Below are 19456 nucleotides of genomic sequence, written 5' to 3'. Positions count from 1 at the left end.
CCGCTACACCGGCGTGTAGATCACGAGCTTCAGCGCGGGATCGTCGTTGGCCTGGAAGCTGGTGTGCTCGAACCGGAGCAGGCCCCTGGTCGGATGGTTCATGGTCTTGAGGCCGGACGACGTGCTGCGGATCTCGTGCGCCTCCCACCATTTGACGAATTCCGGACTGCCCTGGCGCAGCCGCGTCAGCAGCTCGGCGAAGGCGGGATCACCGGCCCAGACGTCATGGGTGGCGCGAAACATCGCGACCATGCTCTTGGCCACGTCGGCCCAGCCCGCGCCGTAGAATTTTCGCGTCTGCTTGTTGGTCAGGACCAGCAGCAGCGTGTTGCGGTCCTGCTCGGGCAGTCTTCCGAAGCCGAAGATGTCCTCGGCCGCCGCGTTCCAGGCCAGCACGTCCCAGCGCCGCCCGGTGATGTAGGCCGGTTGCTGCAGGCTCTCCACCATCCGCCGAATGGGCGCCGGCACGGTCTCCGGCACGAAGGCGGCCCGCGTTCCGTCGCGCGCCAGAGCCTTCAGATGCGCGTGCTCGGTCTTGCTGAGACGCAGCGCGCGGGCGAGCGCGTCGATGGTGGTGACCGAGGGGCTGACGGTGCGGCCCTGCTCCAGGCGGATGTACCAGTCGACCCCGATGCCGGCGAGTTGCGCGACCTCCTCCCGCCGCAGCCCCGCGGTGCGGCGCCGGCGGCCGGCGGGCAGCCCCACCGTCTTCGGCGTCAGCTTTTCGCGGCGGGACCGCAGGAAGTCGCCGAATTCGACGCGGCGTGGATCGGCCATGGCGTGCTCCCGCGATGGAGGGCTTTTGGAATACTAGGATAATACCAGGCCTTCTTGGCCCTGCAAGGGCGGCGCATATCGGGATCACCCGACCTTGAGGTGAACACATGAAAGCTGCCGTACTCAAATCCCTGGGATCGCCGCTGGTGATCGAGACTACTCCCGAACCGGTGCTCGGCACCGGCGAGGTCATCGTCGACGTCGTCGCCACGCGCGTGCTGTCCTATATGAACGAAGTCTTCAGCGGGATCCGCAACTACGCGCTCGACCTGCCGATCATCCCGGGCCCGGGCGGCATCGGACGGGTGCGCGCGATCGGCCCGGACGCGACCAAGCTCAGCGTCGGCGACTGGGTGTTTTGCGATCCCACGGTGCGCTCGCGCGACGATATCGTTGCGCCCGACATCGCGCTGCAGGGCCTCACGGCCGCCGGTCCCGGCGACATGCGGCTGCAACAGCATTTTCGCCATGGCTCGTTCGCCGAGCAGATGCGCGTGCCGACCGAGAACGTCAAACGCCTCGGCACGATCACGTCGGAGGAGGCAACGCGATGGTGCGCGCTGGGCACGCTGCTGGTGCCCTATGGCGGCTTCCTCGCCGCCAACCTGCAGCCGGGCGAGACCGTGCTGGTGAGCGGGGCCACCGGCAATTTCGGCAGCGCCGCCGTCTCGGTCGCGCTGGCGATGGGTGCGGCCTGCGTGGTGACGCCGGGCCGCAACGAGAAGATTCTCGCCGACCTCGTGCGCCGCTTCGGCAGCCGCGTGAGGCCGGTTAGGCTCACCGGCAATGAGGACGACGACCGCGAAGCGATGAAGCGCGCCGCACCGGGGCCGATCGACTGCGTGTTCGACATCATGCCGCCCTCGGTGAGCGCGACTGTCGTGCGCGCGGCGGTCATGACGGTGCGCGCTTACGGCCGCGTCGTGCTGATGGGTGGCGTCGGCATGGCGGGCGGTGCGGGCCTCGAGCTGCCCTACCCCTGGCTCATGCGCAACTGCATCAGCATCCACGGCGTCTGGATGTACCCGCCCGATGCCGCAGGCCGCCTGATCGCGCTGGTGCGCGCCGGATTGCTGCGGCTGGAGGAGTACGAGACCACCGCCTTCGACCTCGACCACGCCAACGACGCCGTCGCGCATGCCGCGGCCAATGGCGGCCCGTTCAGATTGACGGTGATCAGGCCGTAATGACCTGCCCGCTGCGGCGATGCGCCGTCGCAGCGGGTTTGCTCGACATGTCAAAGGATTGGAAGGCATCACCCCGACAGTGGCGGGCAACGCCCGTCTACTGTGCATGGGGTTGTTTTCGCACTTTTTGTTATTCGAGCTCGACGACCTGGCCGTTCGACAGCGACACGCGCCGGTCCATGCGGCCGGCGAGCTCCATGTTGTGGGTCGCAATCAGCATCGAGACCTGGGTCGCCTTGACGAGCTGCATCAGGGCCTGGAACACATGGTCCGCCGTGTGTGGGTCGAGATTGCCGGTGGGCTCGTCCGCAAACAGCACGCGCGGCGCGTTGGCGACCGCCCGCGCGATGGCAACACGCTGCTGCTCGCCGCCCGACAGCTCGGCCGGACGATGGGTGATACGATCGCCGAGACCAAGATAGCCGAGGATGTCCTTGGCGCGCTTGACGCTCTCGGACTTCTTCAGGCCGCGGATCATCTGCGGCATCATCACGTTCTCCAGCGCCGAGAACTCCGGCAGCAGCCGGTGCGACTGGTAGACGAAGCCGATGTCGGTGCGGCGGAGCTGGGTGCGCTCGATGTCGGGCAATTGCGAGGTCGGCGCGCCGTTGACATAGACCTCGCCGGAATCCGGCGCCTCGAGCAGGCCTGCGATATGCAGCAGCGTCGACTTGCCCGAGCCTGACGGCGCCACCAGCGCTACCGACTGCCCCGCCCACAGCGCGAGCTTGGCGCCGTCGAGGATCGTCAGCGGCACCTCGCCCTGCAAGTACTGCCGCTTTATCTCGTGGAGATAAATGACGGGTACATCTTCAGCCCCCTGCTGCTGCTCCATCAGCCCCTCACTCGTACCGGAGCGCTTCGACGGGATCGAGGCGCGCGGCGCGCCAGGACGGATAGAGCGTTGCCAGGAACGACAGCGTCAGCGCCATGATGACGACCGCCGCGGTCTCGCCGATGTCGATCTCGGCGGGCAGTTTCGACAGGAAATAGAGCTCCGGTGAGAACAGCTCGGTGCTGGTGAGCCAGGACAGGAATTGCCGGATCGATTCGATGTTGAGGCAGATCACGAGGCCGACGAAGAAGCCGACCAGCGTGCCGACCACGCCGATCGAGGCGCCCGTGATCAGGAAGACCCGCATGATCGAGCCCTGCGAGGCGCCCATCGTGCGCAGGATCGCGATGTCACTGCCCTTGTCCTTCACCAGCATGATCAGGCCGGACACGATGTTGAGCGCCGCGACCAGCACGATCATGGTCAGGATCAGGAACATCACGTTGCGCTCGACCTGGAGCGCGTTGAAGAAGGTCGAGTTGCGCTGCCGCCAGTCGACCAGGAACACCGGCCGGCCTGCGGCCTCCGTCACCGCCTGACGAAACTGGACGATGCGATCGGGGTTGGTGGTGAACACCTCGATCGAGGTGACGTCGTTGCTGCGGTTGAAATAGGCCTGCGCCTCCGCGAGCGGCATGAAGACGAAGCCGAGATCATATTCGGACATGCCGATCTCGAACACCGCGACGATCTTGTAGGGCTTGATGCGCGGCGTCGTGCCCATCGGCGTGACCGCGCCCTTCGGGGCCACCAGCGTGATGCTGTCGCCGGCATGCAGCGAGAGCTGGTCGGCGAGACGGCGGCCGATCGCGACGCCCTGCCCGTCGTCAAAGCCCTCGAGCGAGCCCTGCTTGATGTTCTTGGCGATCGAGGTGAGGTTGTTGAGGTCGTCGGAGCGGATGCCGCGCACCAGCACGCCCGAGGCGTTCCATGGCGATGACGCCAGCGCCTGGCCGTCCACCACGGGCGCGGCGAGCCGGATGCCCGGGACCTGGCTGAGGCGGTCGGCGACGTCCTTCCAGTCGGTCAGCGGCGATTCCAGCGGCTGGACCAGGATGTGGCCGTTCAGGCCCAAGATCTTGTCGAGCAGCTCTTTCCGGAAGCCGTTCATGACGGCCATGACGATGATCAGCGTCGCCACGCCCAGCATGATGCCCAGGAACGAGAACCCGGCGATGACCGAGATGAATCCCTCCTTGCGGCGCGCCCGCAGGTAGCGCGCCGACAGCATCCACTCGAATGGCGCAAAAGGCGCGGTTTGAACGGTTTCAGTCATGGTTTCATCCATCGCTCGATAATCCCATGATTCGGGGTCAATTGTGGCCGGATTGGCGGCCGCGATATCAAGCGATGAACAATATTCAGCCGACCAGCCGGGCGACCGCGTCCGCAGGCGACATGGTCTCGCGGGAGCCGTCACGGCGGCGCTTGATCTCGACCTTGCCGTCGGCCAGCCCCTTCGGCCCGATCATGATCTGCCAGGGGATGCCGATCAGGTCGGCAGCGGCGAATTTGGCGCCGGCGCGCTGGTCGGTGTCGTCATAGAGCACGTCGACGCCCTTGGCGGTCAGCTCCGCATAGAGCTTTTCGCAGGCCGCATCGACCGCGGCATCGCCCTGCTTAAGGTTGAGAATCGACACGCGGAAGGGCGCGACCGCTTCCGGCCATTTGATACCGGCATCGTCATGGCAGGCCTCGATGATGGCACCCAGCAGGCGCGAGACGCCGACGCCGTACGAGCCGCCATGGATCGGCACGTCGACGCCGTCAGGGCCGGCCACGAGGGCCTTCATGGCGTCGGAATACTTGGTGCCGAAATAGAAGATCTGGCCGACTTCGATGCCGCGGGTGTTCACCCGCTTGTCCGCCGGCACTTCCTGCTCGAACCGGGCCGCATCGTGGACGTCTTCCGTCGCGGCATAGACCGAGGTCCACTGCTTGATGATCGGCGTCAGATCGCTGTCATAGTCGACGTCCTCGCCCGGCACCGGCAGGTCGAGCACGTCGCGATTGATGAACACGCCGGATTCACCGGTCTCCGCGAGCACGATGAACTCGTGGCTGAGATCGCCGCCGATCGGGCCGGTCTCGGCGCGCATCGGGATCGCTTTCAGCCCCATCCGCGCGAAGGTGCGCAAATAGGCGACGAACATCTTGTTGTAGGCGACGCGCGCTGCGGCCTCGTTCAGGTCGAAGGAGTAAGCGTCCTTCATCAGGAATTCGCGGCCGCGCATCACGCCGAAACGCGGACGCTGCTCGTCGCGGAATTTCCATTGAATATGATAGAGATTCAGCGGCAGGTTCTTGTAGGACTTCACGTAGGCGCGGAAGATCTCGGTGATCATTTCCTCGTTGGTCGGCCCGTACAGCAGCTCGCGCTTGTGGCGGTCGGCGATGCGCAGCATCTCCGGACCATAGGCGTCGTAGCGGCCGCTCTCGCGCCAGAGATCGGCGAGCTGCAGCGTCGGCATCAACAGCTCCAGCGCGCCGGAACGGTCCTGCTCCTCGCGCACGATCTGCTCGATCTTCTTCAGCACCCTGAAGCCGAGCGGCAGCCACGCATAGATGCCCGCCGCTTCCTGCCGGATCATGCCGGCGCGCAGCATCAGCCGATGCGAGACGATCTCCGCCTCTTTCGGATTTTCCTTCAGGATGGGCAGAAAGAACCGCGACAACCGCATGGCAATACTCGAGGAATCAGTGAGGGCCTGCAGTGAAACCGGATTGGGAGCGAAAACACAAGACCGGGAATGAGGAAAAGCCGCTAACACGGCGAAATTCCTTGTCATTTTTCCGTCGACTTCAGGTGCGACTTGAACGCGCTGCCTAGGGCGGCGCCACCTCGAGATCATCCTCGAGCGTGACCTTCTCGAAATCGGTCACCAGCGCATCGATCCGCGCGTGCCAGCGCCCCGCAAAGGGCAGCTCGACCTTGCGCACATGCCAGTAACCGTCAGGCTCAAGCGAGGCGTCCCGCTCCATCGGCTCGATGCCGCGCTCGGGCAGGCTCAGGGTGAGCGTCACCTCCTTGGCCGCCAGCGGTGTCGCCTCGCCGGTCATGAGCTGGAGCACGAAGTCGTTGGCGTCGGCCTTGCCCGGCGACACCAGCACCTGGAACATCGCCTTGTCCGAATGGATGTGGATCGCCAGCGGCGTCTCCGGAACGATCGTCCGTGGCGGCGGCGTGAAGCGCCAGCCGGCGACGATGGCGAGGATGGCGAGCGCAATCACACCTTCCAGCAGGATCGAGCGCTTGAGCGCAGGCGTCGATCTCTCGTCCCGCGCCAGCGCCGGCGTCAGCCGGAACCGGTTGAGCGCGGCAAGCGCCAGCAATCCCGTGACCAGTCCAAGCTTGATCGCGAGGATGAGTCCGTAGCGGGTCTCGACCAGCGCCGCCGGCTTTTCGAGTTGAACGATTGCCAGCGCGAGGCCGGTCAAGGCCAGCACGCCAACCGCGAACGCAGCAAGGCGGGAAAAGCGGTTCACGACCGGGAGCGACGCAGTCGCCGGCTTCGACATCAGCGCGACGAGCGGCGCGAGAGCACCGATCCAGACGGTGACGCCGAGACCGTGGAGAAAGATCGCCGGCCGGGTCAACGCCTCCGGCGGAGCCGTTGCAGCGTGCCCGGTCATGGCGAGCGACAGACCTACGCCGATGAAGGCGATGAACGCGAGCGCGCGCGCATACCATGCGCTGCGCAGCGCCATCCACGCGAGCAGCATCGCCGCGACCGAAATGAGCAGCGCCGGGCCGGCGCTGGTCGCGAACGCCACCTTCCAGGGGGCGGCCGTCACAAGAGCCGCCGGCGGTAGCCCGAGGAGATCGAGGCCCAGTCCGCCAAGGGACGCCGCAGCACTCGGCAAGCCAATCGCGAGCGCGACGCGCGGAACGGTCATGCCGATCATCGACCACGCGATCCAGCGCGCAAAGAACACGCCGCCGACGCCCACGAACAGCCCGAGATAGAGGCCGACCCGCGCAAGCCAGATCAGCGCGCTCAACCCGCCATCCGCCGTGACCGGAGGCTTTGTCGCAGTCGGCATGCCGATCGAGAAGATGACCGAGCCCGAGACCGGGTGACCATCCTGCGAGATCACCCGGTAGCTGACCACGGCTGTTCCCTGCGGCAGGTCCGGCGGCATCACGACCGAGATCGCCTCGCCCGATGCATTGACGCGGGCATCGTTCCGCGCCCTGCCCGTGCCGTCGATCAGCAGAATTGCGCCTGGTGTCACCGCCTCGTTGAAGCGCAGCTCCACCGCCTTGGGCGCCCTCGCAAGCATGCTGCCGCCCGCCGGCTCGACCGAGACGAGCGCCGCATGCGCGAAGGCGCCGGTCGCGAAGCCGACAACGAGCAGCAGCGTCGCGAGCGCGGCAAGCAGGCGCATCAGGGCTTTGGCAGCAGCTTCAGGCCAGGTGCCGGCGAATTGCCGTCGTGCGAGTGCCCTGCCCCTTCGACCGGAATCTCGATCCAGCGGCTAACGCCGCTCTCGCATTCCTGCACGACCGGAAAGTACAGGGTCGTGTTCGGCTTCAGGTTGTCGGTGAGGAAGCTGCTGATGACGAACTCATCGTAATTGTGATCCGGCAGCTTGCCGCCGGACCAAGCCACCTCCTTGACGCCGGAGGAGACCTTGTTGCCGTGATAGTCGTACTCATTGGCATATTTGCCCTCGACGACGTCGACGCTCCAGCCCGCCTTCGGCATCGGCTTCACCCCGATGACGCCCTCCGGAATCTGCACCCGGATCTTCACCGTGGGCGAGCCCTTGCAGCCGTGCGGCACGGCGAACACGGCCTTGTAGTAGGAGCCGACAGTCGCCTGCTTGGTTTCGAGCGTGATATGCGCCGCGGCGGGAGTCGCGGTGAGCGCGGCGATCAGGATCAGGCAGGCTCGCTTCGACATGTTCGGCCCCTTCGGCATGGTCATTTGATCAGGATCGGCGATTCAACGCTGACATGGTCGGCCTCGGAAATCGAGATTCCGAGACCCAGCATCCAGTGTCCGGGCGTCAGTTGCGCCACCTTCACATGCCAGCTGTCCTCGCCGTCGCGCGAGGCCTCGGCCGGTGTGAGCTTCCGGCCCGATTGCGTGTCGACGAGTGTCACCGATACGGCCCTGGCCGAGAGCGGCGTCTCGTCGGTGGTTTCGAGCTGGATCGCGATCTCGACCGGCCCGGCGCGGCCGGGCGAGACCGTGACATTGGCCATCGCCTTCTCGGTGTGCAGATGAGTGAAGAAGCTGTCGTCGTCGGTCGCCGCGGCGAGCGAAGTGCCGGCCACCGACAACAACACAGCCATCGCGAGCGCAAGGCCCGCAAGATTTCGACGCGAGGTCATGGGAGGCTTGATCTGTTTCATCACATCTTCATTCCCGAATGATCCGGCATTTTCTTCATCATGTGCCCGCCATCGCTCGGTGCCTGCGCGCCGACGCCCTGCACGTCGAGCGAGATGGCGACCTTGCCGGCCTTTTCGAACTCCAGCGTCAGCGGCACCTTGTCGCCCTGCTTGAACGGCCCCTTCAGCTCCTGCAGCATCAGATGATAGCCGCCGGGGGCCAGCTTCACGGTCTTGCCGGCGTCGATGACGAGCCCCTTGTCGAGCGGACGCATCTTCATCACGCCGTTGTCCATCGCCATCTCATGGACCTCGGCCTTGCCCGCGATATCGGCGGACACGCTGACCAGCTTGTCGGCCGCCGTCCCCTTGTTCTCGATCGTGAGATAGCCGCCCGCGACCTTGGCGCCGCCAGGCGTCGCCCGACTCCAGGCCTGCGAGATGACGAGATCGCCGGCCTTGACGTCCTCGGCCGCCGCGGGCGCCGCGCAAAGCGCGAGAGCGAACGCCGCGAGCATCACATCTTTCAACATCGTCTTCATTTTCGTCTTCCCGTTTGCAGATTGAGGTTCAGTGTGTGGCGAGCTGCTGGCCCGACCATTTTTCGAGATCGGCCATCTCGGCCGAGCCTTCGATCGTCGTGATGGTCCCGTCCCGCGAGATCAGCATGGTCCGGGGAATATCGCCCTGCCAGGCAGGATCGATCTCGAACCGCAAGCGCTCCACGAAGCCGTCGCTGAAGATGAAGTTCTCGGTCGACGACAGCCCCGCCTTGTCGAGCATCGACTGCGTCGCGGCCGGCAGGTTCGGCACGAGATCGGCGCTGATCGTAACCACGTCGATCCCGGGATGATCCTTTGCAAACCGCCCGAGCTCAGGCAGCTCGACCTTGCAGGGCCCGCAGGTCACGCCCCAGAAATGCACGAGGGTCGGACGGCCGGCATGGCCCTTGAGCACGCTTTGCCACGTGCCGCGCTCGAACGGCTTCAAGGCCGGCGCCGCCACGAGCGTCGCCGCCGATGCGATCACAATACCCAGACCCAGAAAGGCTGCATACCGACGCTTCATGGTTGATCCTCGATCGCTGTAAGGCGATAGCCATCCGCCTTCGTCATCCATGACAGGTAGACCTGCCGGCCATTGGAGACCAGCAACGGATGGTCGGAGGTGTCGGTCGTGGTCGATATGGTCTTGGCCGCAGACCAGGTCTCGCCGTCGTCGCGGGAGATCGTCATCTGGACCGAGGTCTTCTCCCCATCGAACTCCTTCCAGACCATCACCGTCCCCGCAGCGCCCGCGAGCACGTAGGGGCGCGTCGGATTGCGCCCCGGCTGCCCCAGCGCCATCGGTGAAGAGAATGTGCGGCCCTCGTCGCGCGAGTGCGCGTAGAACAATCCCTTGCGCGCCTTGCCGTTCGTGTACCAGGCGACGTGATAGGTCCCATTCGGCGCAACCGTGAGGCTCGGCCCGTGATGGGGGCAGGCGTTGATCTGCCAGTCGTCGTTGCTGACCCGCCGGATTTCACCGGGCGTCGCGACATTGGTGAAGGCCATGACCGCATGATCGCGCACGCCGCCGTCAAAGATGTTCCTGAAGATCACGGCCGGTCGTCCGGGCGCCGCAAACGTCAGCCCCAACCGGCAGCACTCACAGGTGCCTTCGCGCGCCAGTCGGGCCTCAGCATAGGTGGTGCCGCCGTCGCTGGACACGGCAAAGAACAGCCCCGCTCCCTCATACTTCTGTCCGGCCTCCTTCGCGAGAACGCGATTACGCTTGTCGAGCCATGCCGCGAAGACCGTCCCGTCCTGATCGAGAGCCAGCGCCTCAAACCGCTGGCTCTCGTTGCTGGCGGTGATGGGCTTCAGCTCGGCAAAACTCTTCCCGCCGTCGGCCGAGCGCGTGTAGAGCACCTGGCCGTTGAAGGCCTCGTCCCTGAAGATCGAGAACGCGAGCGCGATGCCGCCCTTGCGATCGACCACGATCTTCGGCCGCGCGTCCGGCCCCCAGTCGAGGTTCAGACGCTTCGTCGTAACCTGGACGGGCGCCGAAAAACTCCGCCCCGCATCCTGCGAGCTCGCAACCGAGACCTGCCCGCCCGCCATCCAGACCAGCCACAGCGTTCCGTCCGGAGCGAACGCAGGCGTGACCTTGGTCGCGCAGCGCAGCGTCGGTTCTTCGCATGCAGCCTCGGACGCATGCTGACCATGCATCTGTCCGAACGCCGTCCCCTGCATGAGCGCGAGGACGGCCAACCCAAGCAAGCCACTTCGGATCATGCCCCTGGTCCCTTCGAGAGTCCGGCTCATTTGAATGCCACCTTCATACCCGCAACGAAGGTGCGCGGCGAGCCTGCGTAGATCGAACCGGTCGTATTTGCGAGGACGGTCGCGGGATTTTGAAGGCCTGCCGCTGTCACCGTGTTCGCGATGTTGTTGGCCGAGCCAACGTAGGTACGATCGAACATGTTCCTGACTTCGAGAAACAGGTTCAGGGATCTGAACGTGTCGGACACCAGATCGGACTTGTAGTGGACGTTGACGTTAACCAGCTCGTAGCCCGGCGCCTTCAGCAGGTTTGCATTGTCCATGTAGAAGGAGTCCTTCCACTGGACCTCGACGAAACCACCCAGGCCCGCCAGCGGCCCGGCGAACTCGTCATAGCCGACCCGAGCCGTTAGCTCGTTGGGCGAGATGCCGGGAATCTTGTTGCCTGCCCGGTTGAAGCTGAACACCGCGCCATTGGTGATGTTCTCGACATATTCGGTGTAGACCTCGTCGAGATAAGTGTACGCCGCGAAGAACCGCCAGCCCGGATAGAATTTCCAGTCGGCCGCAAGCTCGATGCCCCGATGTTCGGAGCGCGGTGCGTTGAACATGTAAGTCGTGTTGCTCGCGTTGGGATTGCTCGCGGCCTGACTCACCAATTCATTTCGGAAGAACTCGTAAAATGCCGTCGCACTCAGCTTGACCGCATTGCCTGGAGTCCAGTCAACGCCGAGATCGTAGCCGATATTGGTTTGTGTCTGGAGCTGGGTGTTGTTGCCAAAATCGCCGTTCGGAAGAACGAACAAATTCGACACCTGCGGCGTTCCGTATCCGGTCGCCACGCGGCCGCGAAACTGCCATTCGGGATTGAGCCTGTACAGCAACGCCAGTTCGGGAGCGGTGTTCTCAATCTTGCGATCTGCGCTTGTGGGCGTGGGAATCGTGGCTATCGGAACGTTGAACGTGTTGTACTTATAGAGGGTGTTGACGCCCTTCAGAATTGTGGTCTCCCATCCAATTCCGGCTATCGCGGTCAGGTCGGGAGTGAGCTTTAGCTCCTCCCTCGCACGTACCCCATAGTTGGACGTATCGCTAAATGTATTCGCCTGGAGCAGCCCCAACGTGGCGTTTCCGCCGGGCATTACGTTGCGCGTGTCGCTCGACGCCACGAGCGTATTGTACCACGCGCCGACAAACGTGGTGGAGTCCATGCCGAGGATCTCGCCGCGCTTCGTAATATCACTCATGTAGTTGTACGACGGAAAATCGCCGATAGCGCTGGTCGCGCCGGTCGGCTGACTGATGTTCCTGTCGTCGAAGACAAACTGGTTTCGCCAGCTCGTGGTGTTGTCGAAATCGTGCTCCCATCGTCCACCGACGATGGTTCGACGATCGTTTCGCCCCAAGCCCGCCTGCGTTGCCGTCTCGGTGTCCCTGTCGGCTGTGACGCCCGTTCTTGCGTTGAAGCCGTTGTTGAAGAGAGACACGGTTGGGCAGCCGGCAACGCCTGCGCCAGTCGTACAGCCCTGTTGAAATGGATTGGTATAGTATTGATTCAGCGACTGTCGGAGCGGCAGCCGCGCGCTGAGGTCGTTGTTGATGATCTTGACCGTGAAGCGATCGTCCGGCGTCGCCTTGAGCGTGCCGACGAAGTTGACGGTCTGCGTGTTGAACCAGCTATTACCGATATAGCCGTCGCCGCGCGCGTCGCTTGCGAACAGCGAGCCCTCGAAATTGCCGACCTTCTTGCCCGCGGCAAGGTAGTTGTTGAGGTAGCCGTAGTTGCCGCCATCGACGCCATATTCGACGCCGTCGATCGTGCCGCCCGGCCGTGTCCGGAAATTGAGCGCGCCGCCGGTTGCGTAATTGCCGTACAGCGCCGACGAGGAACCGCGGACGACGTCGATAGCGCTATAGGCGCGCGGATCGATAAGGTCGCTCCGCGACAGGCCGTCCGGCTGCGTCACCGGAAAACCGTCGTCGAAGATCACGAGATTGCGGATGGCAAAGCCGTTCCTCGCGTTGGATCCGCGAATCGAGATGCCGAAATCGCGCGGGCCGTTGCCCTGCTTGACCGAAACGCCGGGGCTGTCCCGCAGCACGTCGCCGACCGAGAATGCGGGGCGGTTGTCGAACTGGCTGCGATCGATGGTCGTCTCGGTCTGGCCGGCTGGCGCCTGATTGAGGCTATCGCGTGCTGCATCCGCAGTCACGGTCCGGCCTTGGGTCGGTCCGCGTGCGCTTGCGGTCGGTGCAGCGGGTCTCGCCACACGCCCCACTGAAGCGGCGCGCGGTTTCAACGGCAGGGCGACCGGTTTGGGGCGGGCAGCGTGCGGCGCCTCGACGGTCACCGCGGGGAGCTCGGTATTGCCGCTTTGGGCAAAGGCTCCGTTCGACGATGCGAGCAGCGCGGCCTGGATGGCAGCGACACTCACGCCGCGACGGGCATGACAACGTAACATGGGGCATTCCTGACGCCGGGCTTTCTCTCCGGCAATTCGACAGCATCAATCGCCGGCGGACGGACCGCGGCGATACCGAGGGTCGTCAGGAAAAGTGCGGGGGTGCGCGTGCCTGGGCGTTTGAGCCCCGATGGACTGCAACGGCGGAGGCGCCCGCCTGATGCCACACCACGCGCTCGGCATGGCGGAAGGGGACGGCAAGCACAACGTGCGGCGGCGAATCGAGCGAGGCGTTCGCCTGCGCCAGACAGCAGAGCGCGCAGGCAGCACCATGCGCGGTCGGCGCGCCGGTCTGGTCGTCGGGGCCGCCCTGCTCGCTCGCGCTGTGGCAGATGACGGCGGCTGAGAGCGGATCGGCCACGGCCTGGCCGGCCGCCAGACAGGCGGCAATCGGCGCCAGCACCTGCATCGCCAAAGCGAGCAGGACCAGGGGTAGGAATTTTTGCAGCCGTGCGCGCATCCGCCGAACCATTCGTTCGCCTACGAACTAAACACCCGGTCGCGGGCTGAGTCGAGGTCAGTTCCGCCGGCTTCTTGGCCCAGCGCAAATTTCTCGAAAACTGTGGTCGGAGCGCCCCGCGGGAGGGACCGGGCCTGGTCTTTGAGGCAGCCTGCTCGCCCCGCCCATCCACAGATTTCTTATATTTGTCATATGCTTACACGGCCAAAAGCCCGATCATTTCGCCAACTGCTCATATTTTGAACAATCGTTGCCGAAAATGATGACAAGTGAGAAAAGTTGATCTAGCATCCTTCTTGCTCAGGCCTGACCGCGAGGTCGACGTCTGGTGGTCCAAGTCTCGGGAGGAGCCCCTGGCGCGCAAAATGCAGCGTCGCCCCGTCAATCAAGAGCAAATCTTAGAATCGGGGATAATAGGGTCGACACAATTTTTGAGCGGGGCCAGGGCCCCGCTCTTTTTTTGTCTGCGTGGCTTCGCCGCGAATGACCGCTTCCTCTAATCCGATTGAAAACAGTTTCGAAATCGCAGCCTCGCGTTGCGCGGATCTCACGCCACTCGTTCATCAACGCCTGTTCGAAACGCACCCGGAAACACGGACAATGTTCCGCTCGCAGGGCAGCGAGCTCGTGATGGGATCGATGCTGGCGCTGACGATCGAGGCGATCCTCGATTTTGCGGGTGAGCGCAGCGGACATTTCCGGCTGATCGCCTGCGAGGTCGTCTCGCATGATGGCTACGGCACGCCGCGCGAGCTGTTCATCGCGTTCTTCGGCATCATCAGGGATACGCTGCGCGATCTGCTTCGAGATGAATGGTCGGGCGAGACCGCCCAGGCCTGGGATACGTTGCTCGTCGAGATCGACGCCTTCGCTGGCATCGCAGCGTAACGCTTCGCGCTGCACCAACGCGCCGCGACTTCTCCCGCACGATTGCAGATTGAGTGGCAACAACTCTTGTGAGAGACTTTCGGACATCGGTCGCGCAAGCAATGACGCGCCGACGATAAAATATATGGGAGCGAGCGATGTCCGGGACGAAAGATTTCTCGACGACGAGGCGCGATCTTCTTCAGGCGGCAGCGACCGCCGGCGCTGGAGCTGCCCTGTTCGGCAGCATGGGCATAAACCCCGCATTGGCAGCCGAAGTCGGACGCAGCGAGAAGCCGCTGAAGGCGGCGTTCTCCAACGCGGGCCTTCAGGCCACCTGGTGCGCGCAGGGCAAGCAGGCGGCGGAATTCTGGGGCAAGCTGTTCAACGTCGAAGTCACCTGGTTCGACGGCCAGCTCGACGCGGTGAAGCAGCGCGCGGCGATCGACAACATGGCCTCGCAGAAATGGGATTTCGTCGCGATCCAGGCCTTCGGCATCGGCACCCTCACCCAGCCCGTGCAGAAGATGATCGACGCCGGCACGCCCGTGATCGACATGGACACGCTGATTGCGCCGCTCGACCAGATCAACGTCCACTCCTTCCTCGCCCCCGACAACGAGTTCATGGGCGCCTCGGTGACGCAGGCGCTGTGCAACGCGATGGGCGGCAAGGGCAAGATCATCATGACGCAGGGCGCGCTCGGCCACACCGGCGCGCAGGGCCGCGCCAAGGGCTTCAACAATGTCGTGAAGCAGTTCCCCGGCATCGAGGTGCTCGACACCCAGCCGGCCGATTGGGACGTCTCCAAGACCGCCCGGCTCTGGGAAACCTACCTCACCAAATATCCGCAGATCGACGCGGCGTTCTTCCACAATGACGACATGGCGCTCGCCGCGGCGAACATCATGAAGGCGCGTAACCGCACCAACATCCTGATCGGCGGTGTGGATGCGATGCCGCCGGCGATCCAGGCGGTGAGCGAAGGCCGCATGTTCGCGACCGTCCGTAACCCCTCCTGCCGCATCCATGGCGGCGCGATCATCGCGGGCGTCTCCGCCGTGGTCGGCGGCGAGAAGAGCGGACAGGGAATCCCCAAGAACGTCGTCACTGACGGGCCGGTCGTGACCAAGGCCAACGCCGCCGGGATGCAGTGGATGCAGGATCACTTCCTGATCTGAGCTTCCATGCCTGAGACGCGTTCGCCCATCCTGGAACTGCAGGGCATCACGAAGAGCTTTGGCGGCGTCGAAGCGCTTCGTGGTGTCGACTTCGCGCTTTCTCCCGGCGAGATCCACGGTCTCGTCGGCGAGAACGGCGCCGGCAAAAGCACGCTGATGAAGATCATCGCCGGCGTGCACACCGAATTCTCCGGCCGCTTCCTGATCGACGGGGCGGAGACCCATTTCCGCTCGGCCCGCGATGCGCATGCGGCCGGCATCGCCATGGTGCATCAGGAGCTCAGCGTCGCCCCCGATCTCACGGTCGCCGAGAACGTGTTCCTCGGCAACCAGCCGACCAACGCCCTCGGCCTCGTGCAATGGCGGCGCATGGCGCGCGAGGCCGGCGAGCAGCTCGCCCGCTTCGGCATCGACGTCGATCCGATGACGCCGCTGGGTGACTTGCCCATCGGGCTGCAGCAGCTGATCGAGATCGCCCGGGTGCTGTTCTCCGGCGCGCGCATCGTGATCCTGGACGAGCCGACCTCCGCCCTATCCCCGCCCGAGGTCGAGCGGCTCTTCTCCACCCTTCGACGATTACGCGAGGAAGGCACCAGCATCGTCTTCATCTCGCATTTCATTGAGGACATTCTTCGCGTCTCCGACACGGTAACGGTGTTCCGCAATGGGCGGAAGGTCGCCGAGACGGCGAGTGCCGCCACCAGCAAGGGCGCGCTGATCGAGGCCATGATCGGCCGCGGCGGCGAGGCGCTCGAGCACAGCTACACCGACGATTTGATGCTGCCCAAGGCGAGTGAGAGCTCGGTGGTCCTGAAGGTCGATCAGCTCTCGCTGTCGCGCAGCCTGAAGGACATCTCCTTCGAGGCCCGCGCCGGAGAAGTGCTCGGCATCTACGGCTTCATGGGCTGCGGCCAGCAGGAGCTGTCCCGCATCCTGTTCGGCAAGCTGAAGCCGGATAGCGGCATCCTCGCCGTCGACGGCACGCCGAAGACTTTCGCCAGCACGGCGGCGGCGCGGCGCGCCGGCGTGGCGCTGGTGCCGGAGAGCCGGCGCGACATGCTGTTTCACCAGGAGCCGGTCTACAAGAACATCTCGATCAGCATTCTGGATCGCATCTCGTCCCTGCTGCTCAAGCCGGCGCAGGAGCGCGACATCGCCAAGCGCCAGGTCGAGCAGTTGCAGATCAGGCCGCCCGTGGTCGGCCTCGACCTCGGCATGCTCTCCGGCGGCAACCAGCAGAAGGTGGCGCTCGCAAAATGGCTGACCTATCCACCAAAGCTCTTGGTGCTGTGCGAGCCGACCCGCGGCATGGATGTCGGCGCCAAGAACGACGTCATCAACATCGTCCGCGACCTCCGCGCCAGGGGGCTCGCGATCATCGTGCTGTCGACCGAGCCGGAAACGGTGCTGTCGCTGGCCGACCGCATCCTCGTGCTCAAGCGCGGCACAGTGGTGCGGGAATTCAGGAACGAACCGGTCAGCAAGGACCGCCTGCTGGAAGCGGCGTGACGGAGAAGCACATGAGCAGTGAGACGGCTTTGGCGGCAGGGCAGCGGGCACGTGGCATTGCACCCTTCCTGCGCTCGCAGATGCGCAACATCGCGCCGTTCCTGACCCTGATCTTCCTCTCCGCCTTCTTCGCCTTCGCGAGCCCCTCCTTCGCGACGCTCGACAATCTCGGCAATATCCTGACCCAGGTGTCGGTGACGGGCATCATCGCCGTCGGCCTCACCTTCGTGATCCTCTGCGCCGAGATCGACCTGTCGATCGCCAGCATCGCCAACGTCACCGGCATTGCGGTCGCCTACTTCACGCTGCAGGAATCCTACGTCAACATCGCCAACATCCCCTTGCCCGGCGCCGTCGCGATCCTGCTGTCGATCCTGCTCTGCGCCCTGCTCGGCCTCGTCAACGCGCTGGGGCTGACCGTGATCGGCATCCCCTCCTTCATCATGACGCTCGCGATGATGCAGATCGCCGCCGGCATCTCCGCGCTGCTGGTGCGTGGCCAGATCGCCTACAAGGTACCGAGCCTGATCACGACGCTCGGCTCCGGCTCGATCGGTGGCATCCCCTGGATCGTCATCGTCGCCGCCATCATGCTGCTCGGCGGCCATCTGGTGCTGACCTACACGCGCTTCGGCCGCTACGTCTACATGGTCGGCGGCAACCGCGAGGCGGCCGAATATGCCGGCCTCAACGTCAAGCTCATCCTGGGCAGCGTCATGGTAATCTCGGCGGTGTGCTCGGGCATCGGCGGCATGCTCGGCGTCGCCCATTTCGGCAGCGCGCAGCAGAACGAGTTCGACACCTATCTGCTTGACTCCATCGCCGCCGTCGTCGTCGGCGGCACCAGCCTGTTCGGCGGCCGCGGCGGCATCGGCAATACCATCGTCGGGCTCTTCGTCCTCGGGGTCCTCAACAACGGCCTCGACCACGTCAACATCGATAGTTTCCTGAAGATCCTGATCCGCGGCCTGATCCTGCTGGCGGCGCTGGTGATCAACGTCTACGCGCAGCGGCTGAGGGAAAAAGCGGCGGAGTAGACCGCCGCCAAAACAAAAGCCGCGAAAACAACCCCATGCACAGTAGAGACTGTGAGGAAATTCAACCGCTTACGAAACCCGCAAATGGCGTGCGTGCGACCGTGCCGGCATTTGACTCGTCGGGCAAAACAGGAGCAGGATGTGATCATCGCGAGAGGCGGGTTTGAGAGCCGTTGGGCTCGATGCGCGAACACCGCAATGAAGCTCGCGACGACACCCCGATGCCGACCTCAACGCCTGCGAACAAGCCCCCGTCTTGCGCGTTTGCCAAGCCACATATTGTGCCGGACAAAGGCATAGACGGTGAGTAGAACGATCAGCAGGCCAATGATCCAACGGCCGGCCGCGAACACTGCAATGCAGAGCAAGAAGACGAAAAACGTCACGATGGTCCAAACCAACGCGAACGCCAGGTAGGTCCGTCCGGTCGGGATGTTGCTCACGTTGCGTGTCATGACTTCCGCTCTGGCCACTGCCTTACTACCTGTACATGGCAAGCTGGTGGAGCAAGAGGCGATCCCGAAATGCACATCGCGACGTCAGGCCGGTTCGCGTTACGACAGGTTAAGAGCCGATGACTGGAATCGTTAAACTCGTCATACGGATCGTCTGGACGCTTTCGATCGTAGGAACCTGCGCCTTCATCGGCGGCGCCTACGGCTGGGCGCACCACGCGTGGTTGGGCGCCGTCGCGCTCGGCACCGTCGGATTCGGTGTGGGAGCGGCGATCGCAGCGTCACCCCTCGCATTTCTCGAAATCCTGGGCGCAGGTCTGTGACTGGACCGCCGAGATCGGCTTCCGGGCGAATGGCAGACCGCAATGTCTACTGCAATGGTCGCTCTTGGCTTCGAGCGAGGCCGCGCGTGCTTTTACCGATCCGACTCATTGTCCCTTAGGAATTGCGGGCCATTATCCCCGCACAACTGGGGGACGCAATGCTGTCTGCTTTCGCGCTGGCCTTCGCGGGCGCCGCCATGATCGAGGGTGCCGGCCACTTCTTCCAGCTCAACAAGAATCTGGTCGCAGGTGTCCGCACGTTGATCATCATGATCGGACTTTGGTTCGCCGTTGTGGCAAGCCGCCAGGAGGAGTCACAAAAGCCTCCTGCTCCGGCTGCATTGACGTTCGAGACAACGACGCCTCAAGCCGGGAAGCGTGCATGAGCGGGCTCGAACTCGCGAGCGTGATAGCAGTCGTCTGGGTGGCGAGCTTCGTTGTGCTGCTGCTCCCCGGACGGTGGCTCGGGATCTGGATCGCCAAGTCCAGTCCCAACACCCATTTCGGCGTCCTCTACAGCGTTGCAATCGCGAAACTCTTCGTGGTCTGCATCGCGCTCGTTCTGGTGCTCGCCAGGCTGTCCGACTTGCCCCACGTCAATGCCGATAAGGACTTCGCGATCATATTCGCGGGAATATTCTTCTTCGTACCGGCATTCGTCGCGCTCTTCATGGGCTTCCGCCGCGCCCGGGCGCAGCGAAAACTCGCGATGAGCGTCTAGCGGAGGAGTCTGGGCATAGCGTCAGCTATGAAGAGAG

At 64.2% G+C, this 19456-nt stretch carries 21 protein-coding genes; 8 read left to right on the top strand and 13 right to left on the bottom strand.

Features of this window, described 5'->3' with window-relative positions; translation table 11 throughout:
- Window positions 1-3: 3 nt before the first annotated feature.
- The gene (locus tag RAD16_RS28325; protein ID WP_458161111.1) at window positions 4-777 is read right to left on the bottom strand and encodes a helix-turn-helix transcriptional regulator; all 774 of its coding nucleotides are present in this window, start codon (window positions 775-777) and stop codon (window positions 4-6) included.
- A gap of 107 nt (window positions 778-884) precedes the next feature.
- Here RAD16_RS28325 and RAD16_RS28320 point away from each other — a divergent pair, with 107 nt between their 5' ends.
- Window positions 885-1964 carry a zinc-binding dehydrogenase gene (locus tag RAD16_RS28320; protein ID WP_458161110.1) on the top strand — a complete coding sequence of 360 codons (1080 nt, stop codon included), beginning with the start codon at window positions 885-887 and terminating at the stop codon, window positions 1962-1964.
- A gap of 130 nt (window positions 1965-2094) precedes the next feature.
- On the opposite strand, the gene RAD16_RS28315 is transcribed toward RAD16_RS28320, so the two are convergent.
- From RAD16_RS28315 to RAD16_RS28265, 11 genes are all read right to left on the bottom strand, one after another.
- Window positions 2095-2799 (bottom strand): ABC transporter ATP-binding protein, encoded by a 705-nt coding sequence (locus RAD16_RS28315; protein WP_458161109.1) that lies wholly within the window; start codon window positions 2797-2799, stop codon window positions 2095-2097.
- Between the two features lie 7 nt (window positions 2800-2806).
- Window positions 2807-4087, bottom strand: a complete 1281-nt coding sequence (locus RAD16_RS28310; RefSeq protein ID WP_458161108.1) for a lipoprotein-releasing ABC transporter permease subunit — start codon at window positions 4085-4087, stop codon at window positions 2807-2809.
- Window positions 4088-4160: 73 nt separating this feature from the next.
- Window positions 4161-5480, bottom strand: a complete 1320-nt coding sequence (gene proS, locus RAD16_RS28305) for a proline--tRNA ligase (protein WP_458161107.1) — start codon at window positions 5478-5480, stop codon at window positions 4161-4163.
- A 145-nt stretch (window positions 5481-5625) separates the two neighbouring features.
- Window positions 5626-7188, bottom strand: coding sequence for a copper resistance CopC/CopD family protein (locus RAD16_RS28300; protein ID WP_458161106.1), 1563 nt, complete (start codon window positions 7186-7188; stop codon window positions 5626-5628).
- On the bottom strand, window positions 7188-7706 hold the full coding sequence (locus tag RAD16_RS28295; RefSeq protein ID WP_458161105.1) for a YcnI family copper-binding membrane protein: 519 nt from the start codon (window positions 7704-7706) through the stop codon (window positions 7188-7190). The genes RAD16_RS28300 and RAD16_RS28295 overlap by 1 nt, the downstream gene beginning before the upstream one ends.
- 20 nt (window positions 7707-7726) lie before the next feature.
- Window positions 7727-8140, bottom strand: coding sequence for a hypothetical protein (locus RAD16_RS28290; protein ID WP_458161104.1), 414 nt, complete (start codon window positions 8138-8140; stop codon window positions 7727-7729).
- Window positions 8141-8160: 20 nt separating this feature from the next.
- Window positions 8161-8682, bottom strand: a complete 522-nt coding sequence (locus RAD16_RS28285) for a copper chaperone PCu(A)C (protein WP_458161103.1) — start codon at window positions 8680-8682, stop codon at window positions 8161-8163.
- 28 nt (window positions 8683-8710) lie between these two features.
- On the bottom strand, window positions 8711-9208 hold the full coding sequence (locus RAD16_RS28280) for a TlpA family protein disulfide reductase (RefSeq protein ID WP_458161102.1): 498 nt from the start codon (window positions 9206-9208) through the stop codon (window positions 8711-8713).
- The gene (locus tag RAD16_RS28275; RefSeq protein ID WP_458161101.1) at window positions 9205-10416 is read right to left on the bottom strand and encodes a sialidase family protein; all 1212 of its coding nucleotides are present in this window, start codon (window positions 10414-10416) and stop codon (window positions 9205-9207) included. Before RAD16_RS28275 ends, RAD16_RS28280 begins: the two co-directional genes overlap by 4 nt.
- Window positions 10417-10442: 26 nt before the next feature.
- Window positions 10443-12866, bottom strand: coding sequence for a TonB-dependent receptor family protein (locus RAD16_RS28270; protein ID WP_458161100.1), 2424 nt, complete (start codon window positions 12864-12866; stop codon window positions 10443-10445).
- Between the two features lie 85 nt (window positions 12867-12951).
- The gene (locus RAD16_RS28265; RefSeq protein ID WP_458161098.1) at window positions 12952-13338 is read right to left on the bottom strand and encodes a DUF2946 domain-containing protein; all 387 of its coding nucleotides are present in this window, start codon (window positions 13336-13338) and stop codon (window positions 12952-12954) included.
- 471 nt (window positions 13339-13809) lie between these two features.
- Between RAD16_RS28265 and RAD16_RS28260 the strand changes: the two genes are divergently transcribed.
- From RAD16_RS28260 to RAD16_RS28245, 4 genes are all read left to right on the top strand, one after another.
- Window positions 13810-14214, top strand: a complete 405-nt coding sequence (locus tag RAD16_RS28260; RefSeq protein ID WP_458161097.1) for a globin — start codon at window positions 13810-13812, stop codon at window positions 14212-14214.
- A gap of 137 nt (window positions 14215-14351) precedes the next feature.
- Window positions 14352-15374 (top strand): sugar ABC transporter substrate-binding protein, encoded by a 1023-nt coding sequence (locus RAD16_RS28255; RefSeq protein ID WP_211390091.1) that lies wholly within the window; start codon window positions 14352-14354, stop codon window positions 15372-15374.
- A 6-nt stretch (window positions 15375-15380) separates the two neighbouring features.
- Window positions 15381-16883: a sugar ABC transporter ATP-binding protein gene (locus tag RAD16_RS28250; RefSeq protein WP_458161096.1), complete on the top strand. Its 1503-nt coding sequence runs from the start codon at window positions 15381-15383 to the stop codon at window positions 16881-16883.
- A gap of 11 nt (window positions 16884-16894) precedes the next feature.
- The gene (locus RAD16_RS28245; protein WP_458161095.1) at window positions 16895-17920 is read left to right on the top strand and encodes an ABC transporter permease; all 1026 of its coding nucleotides are present in this window, start codon (window positions 16895-16897) and stop codon (window positions 17918-17920) included.
- 230 nt (window positions 17921-18150) lie between these two features.
- Here the strand turns inward: RAD16_RS28245 and RAD16_RS28240 are convergent, their stop codons facing one another.
- The gene (locus tag RAD16_RS28240) at window positions 18151-18375 is read right to left on the bottom strand and encodes a hypothetical protein (RefSeq protein WP_458161094.1); all 225 of its coding nucleotides are present in this window, start codon (window positions 18373-18375) and stop codon (window positions 18151-18153) included.
- Between the two features lie 119 nt (window positions 18376-18494).
- On the opposite strand from RAD16_RS28240, the gene RAD16_RS28235 reads away from it, so the two are divergent.
- The 3 genes from RAD16_RS28235 (at window position 18495) to RAD16_RS28225 (ending at window position 19419) form a co-directional block, all read left to right on the top strand.
- Complete coding sequence (locus tag RAD16_RS28235) at window positions 18495-18698, top strand: hypothetical protein (protein WP_458161093.1); 204 nt, start codon at window positions 18495-18497, stop codon at window positions 18696-18698.
- 158 nt (window positions 18699-18856) lie between these two features.
- Window positions 18857-19084, top strand: coding sequence for a hypothetical protein (locus RAD16_RS28230; protein ID WP_458161092.1), 228 nt, complete (start codon window positions 18857-18859; stop codon window positions 19082-19084).
- Window positions 19081-19419: a hypothetical protein gene (locus RAD16_RS28225; RefSeq protein WP_458161091.1), complete on the top strand. Its 339-nt coding sequence runs from the start codon at window positions 19081-19083 to the stop codon at window positions 19417-19419. Before RAD16_RS28230 ends, RAD16_RS28225 begins: the two co-directional genes overlap by 4 nt.
- Window positions 19420-19456: the final 37 nt, after the last annotated feature.

The organism is Bradyrhizobium sp. 18BD (assembly GCF_054185225.1).
Note: the sequence above shows the minus strand (reverse complement) of the source record. Positions and strands in the feature narration are given on the sequence as shown.